We start from the raw sequence: 6782 nt of genomic DNA on the forward strand, positions 1-6782 counted from the left end.
GCTACTTGCGGATGAGAAGCTGCTCGCAGTAGCAGAGGTCCGCCAGTTGCAGCGGTGTCAGGCGCGCTGAAGTGTCGATGTCGCAGACGCCGGCCCAGCCAGCGATCCACGAATTCTCGCCACGCACTTCAAGACGCCGCTTGATTCCTTCGTGCAGCGGCGTGGTGACCGGCGAGACCTTGTGTTTGTCCGCCTCAGGAAGTGCGATCCTGAGCCATTCGATCGGCAAGGCCTGGATGGCAGCCGCGACCTCTAGCGGTTCGTCGTTCTTGATGCCAGCCCGCTCCAGCAGCGACCCGATGGCGGACGCACCAGGCAGGGAAAAGGTGGCCTCCGCGAGATCGCGCGCCAGCACGAAGGGCTGCTGCTCCCGAGGGATCTCCTCGAAGAGCTGGCCGGCCTGGGTGCGGCCGCCCTGGAGCCACCAAAGCATGTTCAGCTCCTCGTCCTGGATGCTGATATACCGCAGAGCCCGTTCCTCGAAGTCAGCCTGCCGGTCGGCGATTTGCTGCATCGCCTCGGTGAAGGCGCCGGCAAGCAGCCTGATGCTCTCGTTGCTGTCCTCGGTCTCTTCAGCGGGGGTTGTATCCACCTCCAGCGACGGCATCGGTTCCAACTCCAGTGGCGGGCGTCGGCGCGAGGTCCGGGCCAGCGCAACCCTGGCGGTGGCGCCAAGACCGACCAGATCCATCGGCTGCCTCAGCGTTCGTAGGTTCTTGAAATGAGCCGTGCAGATCATCGTGGCTGCCCGTGCGGCCGCCGGCTCGTCCCGCTGCAGGATCACAGCCAGAGCAGCCGCAGCCAGCAGCGCGAACTCCTCGTCGGCCATCGCGCCGCCCTTGTCGGCCAGCTTGGTGCGAACCGTGGCGGTGGCAGCCGTCGTCTGGTCGGAACGGAAGGCGGCCCGCGCGAGCGCTTCAAGCTCCGCGTCGTTGATCGACTCGGCAAGCGCCTGCAAGGCCGCCCAGCGCGCTTCCATGACTTGCGGGTCTAGGGTCAACTGCACCGCCTCGTACCAACGCTGAAATTCAGGTTTCATTTGCCTCCCTTGGCTGGCAGTTAGCCTTGTTGTTGCAGACGATCAACTTCACGGGCCAGCGCGTCGAGCAGCCCTTGCTTGGCGGCGAGCCGCAGCCCGCGGTTGTAGAGTTCCTCGTCGCTCAGCACCAGGTCTTCCTGGGTGATGAGCTTGAGGTTCAGCATGATCTCGCGCTTCTGGCTGTCGGGCAGGTTCCAGAAACGGAAGACCAATCCCTTGGTGCTCGGGCTGCTCATAGCTACCTCCGCAGGTGTCGCGATGTGCGCAGGTGCCGCGGGCGCGACCTGAGCTGCAGCGGCCGCTTGAGCGGGCTGGGCTTCGGTCGGACGGACGACGTGCGTTGCATGGCTGGGGAAGAGGATGTTCTGGACCCAGACATCCTGCCCTTGTTTGGTCGTCAGAGCGATGAACCGCTCCGGATTCTTCTGGAGCTGGCGCACGTGCGCGCACACCTGCACCACGCGATCCTTGCCCTGGCCGAGCACCTCGATGTCGATGACGTTGTAGCCTGGCTTCCAGTCGTGCTCATGGCGTTCCGGGTTCACGGCGCCGGCCGTGAAGCGCATGTAGCCGTCGGTTGCGATGCAGCGCTGGCGGTGCTCATGGCCGAAGAACTGCAGCGGCGCCCGGTCGTTTACGGCGTCGTCAACAGCGTGCTCGTCGAGGAACCACCGCGGCGGGTGGTGCGACATGACCAGGTTGAGCACGTCAGGCTCGGGGTCCAGCACCGTCTGCAGTGGACTGAGATAGAGCCGACCCGGCTGGTCGTCGCGATCTTCTAAACCCGAGATCAACGTCGAGGTGAGGCCGTGAAGGCGCAAAGTCACTCCGCCGCCGAGATCGTCCAGGTTGTAGTACCAGTACGGCTGCGCTGGGCTGACAAAACACCCCAGGGGCGAAGCGAAAGCGTTGTACGCGGCCAGGGGCTTGAACAGCGCAAGGCCTGAATCCGGGTCGTTGAGCTGGGTGCGCAGCACGGCCTCCCTGCGCAGGTGGTTGGCATTGGCGATGGCCGCCTGCGCATTCGCGATGGCCATAGAGCCCTTGCAGACGGACCGATCGACGTCATGGTTGCCCGGCACCACGTAGATCCGATCAGTGGGGCAACCAGACGCTGCAGCGAGCTCTTTCAGCCAAGCATAGGCAACAGCGAACTCGTCGGGGTGGCCCTTGAAGGCGATGTCGCCGCTGACCAGGATGGCGTCAACCGCCTTTTCCGCGCATAGGGCCACGAGGTCGGCCTTCAGCCGCGTCCTGTATGGGCGCTCCGGGTCGATCAACGGCTGCAGGCAGTCGGGTGCTTTGAAGTGAATGTCGGAAAGATGCAGCAGGCGCATTCACAAATCGTAACGACACATTCAGTGGGCAGCTTTAGGGAGGATTCCCATGTCCAGCCTCGAAAGGCCGAACCCAGCAAACCGACCCCGCAATGTCGTGGCAGGCATCGCTGACCGCTGCTGGTTTCCAATGCAAAAACTGACGTTCTGAGGGAATGGTTCTCGATAAATCAACGAGTTACAGCGGTGCTGCTCGAAGACGTCTTGGTTCCGGGTGCAAAAACTGACGGTCTGTCGAACAGCCCGGGAAAGGAACCGGTGCATCTGGCTCACGAGTCACAGGCGGGCGGAAGTGCGGATGATGGATCGGCAGTCGTCGATCCCGTCAGTGCTCAACGTGCGACGGGCGTCGCGCCGACAGCACTTAAGCTCGCGCGCGTTCTTGGCTTTCGGGCGGCATGATCCCCGCTCGGATCGTCCTGCCAACCAAACCGCGCAGTGACCAAGCAAGGGATTACCCTTGAACTGAAACGTCAGTTTTGGCATTCAAACCAACATCACCCCGAAGAGGACCTCTGGACGGTTGTGCGAGAGGCAATCCTGGCCATGCCGCGGATCACTCAGCGCGAGCGCGACATATACGTCAGGGTGCGTTGGCTGTTCTCGCTGCTGTTCATCGGAGGGCTGCGGATCTCCGAGGTCGTCGGTAACACGATGGGAGACTTCTTCAATCGCCCCGACACGAAGACCGGCGACCCGCGCTGGTGGCTTGATGTGCTGGGCAAGGGCAAGAAGCGGCGCCTGGTGCCGGCGACGACAGAGCTGATGGTGGAGTTGATGAACTATCGGCGCGCGCTTGGCCTGGCCGATCTACCGCGCCCAGATGAGCCCTCTCCCCTCCTCTTCCCGGTTACTTGGAAACATGCCGACCATCCGGCGCCGCCCTGGCCTGAGGCCCTGACCCGGGGCGCCGTCCACATCGTCATCAAGGATGTCTTCGCGATGGCAGCCGAGCGCTGGCTCAAAGAGGGTCGTGGAGAGGGGCAGGCGGAGAAGCTGAAGGCAGCGTCCGCACACTGGCTGCGCCACACAGCCGGGTCCAGCTTGGCCAATGCGGCCGACCTGCGCTATGCACGCGACACGCTCGGCCACGCCAACCTATCAACCACCAGCGTCTACGTTCATTCTGAAGATGACGCCCGGCATGCGGCAGTCAGCTCTGTGCATCGTGTCAGCTGGGGAGCGCCGCCGAGCAACGGCTTCAACCAGTAGCCGCGCGAATTGCGCTGCGGCGCGCATGCCCCGCCACCTGAGGTCACCGAACCAGTCATGCCGCATCGCGCACGGCCACCGTCCGGACCATACAGTCCGCGGTCCTACTGATCGAAGAAGGTGACCATGGCGCTCTTCCTACTCAAGCCCATCCTCTGGAACACGCAGAACTACAAGGGGCCTTCCGGGTGGAAGGTCTCAGGGGAGAGCTATCCAGCGCTGCATGGATTTGGGCACGAGGAATGGAACAACGCTGATCGACTTGGTTTCGAAGAGCGCGGCCAGCGCTACCGCACCTTTCACACCGAGCGGGTCGGCAACGCGGCCACCGACGAGAACCGCGGGCAGACGTTCGTTTTCATGATCGCCTCTCACGATCGGGTCCAGCAACTGGTCGGCGTCGCTGGCAACGCCCAGTACCTTCGCGGCGACGAGAAGGAACGGGAGCGAATCGTCAAGAAGTTGAACCTCGCTGCGCTTGGCGACGAGGCCTGGCAGTTGGACGGGGTGAAGGCCGCCTTCGGGCGCAGCAAAGTGGCGTTCAATGCCGAGTGGCGCAGATGCTTGCCATCCCTCTGCAACTGGATCTGCCCTGAGGAATTCTTTTGGTGGCCCAACCAGCCGATCACCCTGCAGGCCAACGAAGTCAGAGGGAAGAGCAGTCTGGCAAAAATGTTCTCCGCCTACATGCCGCTACAACTGTCCGAGGCCGAGCAGATCATGGGTATGGTGCCCATCGCGCAGCGTGGTGCCGAGTGGCTGCGCCTGGTCGATGCCATGCGCGTAGCACCGGATGAGCCTCTACCTCCCTCGGGAGCTGGTGGTCGAAGTCCTGCCGCCACCACGCGGTTGAGCCTTTCACTCGCACGGATCGGTCAGGGCAAGTTTCGGCAGGATCTTCTCGATCAGTGGGGGCATGCATGTGCGGTCACCGGCCTGACCCAAGGTCGCGTCCTTCGAGCTTCCCATGTACTTCCCTGGAAAGACTCGAACAACAAGCAGCGGCTGGATCCTGACAACGGGCTGATCTTGTCTGCCAACCTCGACGCCCTCTTCGATGCTGGGCTCATCTCCTTTGCCGCCAACGGGACCATGCTGGTCTCTCGTGCGCTCGGTCCATCTGAGCGAAAGGAACTCGGACTGCCCATGAAGCTGCGCAAGACGCCAAACGCTGCCCTACGCGCCTACCTGGCGCAGCACGCTGAGCGTTTCGGATTCAAGGGCACGCGCTGAAGCCCTCCGCACTGCTGTAGGCCCAGCGTTGGCTGCTCGTCGAAGGCCTCAAAACATTCGTCATGTATCCTATAAGGTGCCACTCTATAGGCGACATCTTGGGAGATAACGAATGCGAGATTTGATCGAGAGAGCTACCGCTGAGCTGTCCGTGCGCGTGCATCGCCGCAGTCAAAGGACAGCGCGGATGGCAGCTCCGTTGGTTGCCGCAGCCAGCGTCCTCATGGCCGGCTGCTCCAGCACAACGCCAACCCGCGAGTCCAGCCAGGCCTATGCCATCTACGACATCAAGGCCGCCCCGGAAGTAACGTCCGCCAAGCTTGCTGACGCGATCAAGGTTGCGCTGCAGAAGAACATGAGCGGCGTGCAGATCAACAATGGCATCCCGCCAGCACCTCTGCCAGAGAAGCCCGCGCGGTTCCAGCTGGCATCGCCGTTCAAGGGATCCAACCTTGCTGCATTGGCAGCCGCATCCGGCCAATCATTTCAAGTGCCGACTTGTGAGGGGGCCGTTTTGACCGCCAACGGTCGCGATTCGTCGATGAGCAAGTACGGTGAGGCCACCACGTTCTTCGTCTGCCTGATGCCCTATCAGGGCGGATATGCGTTGAACATCTACACCACATTCAGCAAGGCTTCGGGCGGATTCAGTGCTACCTCGCTCGGCGCGGCGCTTGCTCGAAGTGTTGTCGGCGACTCTAGCCAGTTCATCCCGCGCACGATCAACGACATCGTGAACACGGTCAAGGCAACGGGGGCGACGCCAGCTCTGCTCGAGTCCTATCCTTGATGCGGCAGCCGTGCTGTGGACGCTGAGCGGACGAGGCGCCGGTGCTACACGCCTGGCCGCGAAGATCTGTCGATCAGGTTCTGTCGAGGCGCAGGTTTTCGAACGTTGCGACCTCTTCTCGGACGCGTGTCAGCAGTCGGTCCACCTCGCCGGTCGTCCCCTTGGTGCAGAAGGACAGCAACAGCAACGTCAGCGGATGGACAGACAGCGTGCTGGCCAGCTGATCCACCTTGGTCAGCGTCGGATCAGCGCCGCCGTTCTCAAGTCGGCTGATGTACGTCCGTCCCGAGACATCGTCGAAGTCTTCCTGCGAGAGGCCGCGTTCGAGCCGCACGGCACGCAGTGCTTTCGCAAAGTTGGGAGGGGTCGAGGCACTCATCGCGGGCTTGTCCGGCCCGCATTGGCGCATCATGCATCCTTAAGGACTACACCTTATAAGGTGCGCATGCGGGACGGCGAGCCTTCGAGCCCACGGGCAGCCGTTGGGCCGGGCTACCGAGCGTTGCTGCTGGACGGTCGCGCGCCGCTACTTGCCTTGTTCTCCCTGTCGCGCAGATTCGCTTTCCGAATATGGCGCGCCGCAAGCTAGCCTTGCGCCGGAAACACAGCCATGGCCAAGTCCCTTTACTGCCGACACAACCTAATATTCCTGGACATGCTCCGCGTGCTGCGGGAGCGCAAGCAACTGAGGCAGGCCGACCTTGCGAAGATGGTCGGTCACAGTCAGGCCACCGTGAGCAAGGTCGAGAGCGGCGAGAGGCGGTTGGACGTCATCGAGCTTCGCGCCTGGCTTGCAGCGCTCGACACAGAGTTCACAGATTTCGTGGGCAGTCTGGATGCAGAGCTTCGCCTGAAGAGCATGACTGACACGGTCCTACTAAGCGACGTTGCACTGTGGCCGCAAACTCGTTCGCCGCCCTGACTTCGCCCGCGCAACCTGTCAGCGGGCCAAGCAAGGATGACGCGACAGCAACACTGGAACGGCTCGAAGTAGGCGATCCGGCGCTTCAAGCGAGAAACTCACACCATGCCAAAGGTCAAAGTGACCTGCAACCCGCCATCCGTACCAAGGCAATAGAGAAGAATCCGCGCAACTGACCCTGTCCCCGTTTCAGTACCGCTCGGAAGTAGAACTTTCCGGCTCCTCTGACATCGCCGCAGCCGCCTGCAG

At 62.5% G+C, this 6782-nt stretch carries 8 protein-coding genes; 5 read left to right on the top strand and 3 right to left on the bottom strand.

What is annotated here, in order from left to right; all coding sequences use genetic code 11:
• Window position 1: 1 nt before the first annotated feature.
• Both AC1Q7O_RS26790 and AC1Q7O_RS26795 read right to left on the bottom strand, forming a co-directional pair.
• Complete coding sequence (locus AC1Q7O_RS26790) at window positions 2-1039, bottom strand: GTPase-associated system all-helical protein GASH (RefSeq protein ID WP_492662251.1); 1038 nt, start codon at window positions 1037-1039, stop codon at window positions 2-4.
• A gap of 20 nt (window positions 1040-1059) precedes the next feature.
• Window positions 1060-2376 (bottom strand): metallophosphoesterase, encoded by a 1317-nt coding sequence (locus AC1Q7O_RS26795; protein WP_492662252.1) that lies wholly within the window; start codon window positions 2374-2376, stop codon window positions 1060-1062.
• Window positions 2377-2562: 186 nt separating this feature from the next.
• Between AC1Q7O_RS26795 and AC1Q7O_RS26800 the strand changes: the two genes are divergently transcribed.
• The 4 genes from AC1Q7O_RS26800 to AC1Q7O_RS26815 all read left to right on the top strand — a co-directional run bounded on the left by AC1Q7O_RS26800 (window position 2563) and on the right by AC1Q7O_RS26815 (window position 5611).
• The gene (locus tag AC1Q7O_RS26800) at window positions 2563-2778 is read left to right on the top strand and encodes a hypothetical protein (RefSeq protein ID WP_492662774.1); all 216 of its coding nucleotides are present in this window, start codon (window positions 2563-2565) and stop codon (window positions 2776-2778) included.
• A gap of 36 nt (window positions 2779-2814) precedes the next feature.
• The gene (locus AC1Q7O_RS26805) at window positions 2815-3588 is read left to right on the top strand and encodes a tyrosine-type recombinase/integrase (RefSeq protein ID WP_492662253.1); all 774 of its coding nucleotides are present in this window, start codon (window positions 2815-2817) and stop codon (window positions 3586-3588) included.
• A 126-nt stretch (window positions 3589-3714) separates the two neighbouring features.
• Window positions 3715-4821, top strand: a complete 1107-nt coding sequence (locus AC1Q7O_RS26810; RefSeq protein WP_492662254.1) for an HNH endonuclease — start codon at window positions 3715-3717, stop codon at window positions 4819-4821.
• 112 nt (window positions 4822-4933) lie between these two features.
• Window positions 4934-5611, top strand: a complete 678-nt coding sequence (locus tag AC1Q7O_RS26815; protein WP_492662255.1) for a hypothetical protein — start codon at window positions 4934-4936, stop codon at window positions 5609-5611.
• Between the two features lie 73 nt (window positions 5612-5684).
• Here AC1Q7O_RS26815 and AC1Q7O_RS26820 read toward each other — a convergent pair whose 3' ends face one another.
• Window positions 5685-5990: a helix-turn-helix domain-containing protein gene (locus tag AC1Q7O_RS26820; protein ID WP_492662256.1), complete on the bottom strand. Its 306-nt coding sequence runs from the start codon at window positions 5988-5990 to the stop codon at window positions 5685-5687.
• 231 nt (window positions 5991-6221) lie between these two features.
• Between AC1Q7O_RS26820 and AC1Q7O_RS26825 the strand changes: the two genes are divergently transcribed.
• Window positions 6222-6533 (top strand): helix-turn-helix domain-containing protein, encoded by a 312-nt coding sequence (locus tag AC1Q7O_RS26825; RefSeq protein ID WP_492662257.1) that lies wholly within the window; start codon window positions 6222-6224, stop codon window positions 6531-6533.
• Window positions 6534-6782: the final 249 nt, after the last annotated feature.

It is taken from the genome of Roseateles sp. GW823-FHT07B05 (genome assembly GCF_058794515.1).

Excerpts from the sequence above, each read along its gene's own strand:
- AC1Q7O_RS26795 (WP_492662252.1), bottom strand. The coding sequence starts at position 2,376 with ATGCGCCTGCTGCATCTTTCCGACATTCACTTCAAAGCACCCGACTGC.
- AC1Q7O_RS26810 (WP_492662254.1), top strand. The coding sequence starts at position 3,715 with ATGGCGCTCTTCCTACTCAAGCCCATCCTCTGGAACACGCAGAACTAC.
- AC1Q7O_RS26820 (WP_492662256.1), bottom strand. The coding sequence starts at position 5,990 with ATGAGTGCCTCGACCCCTCCCAACTTTGCGAAAGCACTGCGTGCCGTG.
- AC1Q7O_RS26815 (WP_492662255.1), top strand. The coding sequence starts at position 4,934 with ATGCGAGATTTGATCGAGAGAGCTACCGCTGAGCTGTCCGTGCGCGTG.
- AC1Q7O_RS26790 (WP_492662251.1), bottom strand. The coding sequence starts at position 1,039 with ATGAAACCTGAATTTCAGCGTTGGTACGAGGCGGTGCAGTTGACCCTA.
- AC1Q7O_RS26825 (WP_492662257.1), top strand. The coding sequence starts at position 6,222 with ATGGCCAAGTCCCTTTACTGCCGACACAACCTAATATTCCTGGACATG.